This is a genomic window from Vibrio sp. 1978, from assembly GCF_033344345.1.
Window position 1 is genome coordinate 1 of record NZ_JAWPOP010000823.1, and the last position, 567, is coordinate 567.

At 52.6% G+C, this 567-nt stretch carries 1 protein-coding gene; it reads left to right on the top strand.

Translation table 11 applies throughout. From position 1 onward, the window contains the following. On the top strand, positions 1 to 567 hold a 567-nt coding region (locus R8N49_RS29320; RefSeq protein WP_318190721.1), incomplete at both ends, for a 3-phenylpropionate MFS transporter.

Below are 567 nucleotides of genomic sequence, written 5' to 3' on the forward strand. Positions count from 1 at the left end.
GACCAGCATGCTGAACGTCCGAAATTATCTGCACTGCTTACCGATAAATCAGTGGTGAAGTTCTTGGTTTTGGTATCGCTTATCCAAGGTAGCCATGCGGCGTACTACGGCTTTAGTGCCATTCACTGGAAAGCGGCGGGTCACTCAGAAGACGTGATCGGCTACTTGTGGAGTCTAGGCGTTGCGGCAGAAGTGGCTGTGTTTGCATTGAGTAAGCGTCTGTTTGCTGGTTGGGCGCTGCGCACGCTGTTTATTGTTGCAGCTTGTGGTGTGATGATGCGTTGGGGCATGACCGCAGCAACAACGTCTATCGTTGCGTTGGTTATTGTGCAACTTCTGCACGGCGTGACATTCGCGACGGCGCACATTGCGGCCATTCAATACATCCAAAACTCTGAAGAGCACAAAATGGTGGCGCTGCAAGCGCTATACAATGCAATTCCGCTTGGCGCATTTATCGCGCTGATGACGGTGCTCAGTGGTTGGGGATACGAGCACTGGGGCGCGTTGGTGTTCTGGGGTATGGCGGCAATGGGTCTATTGGCGCTGTTCATTAAATTGGACCCT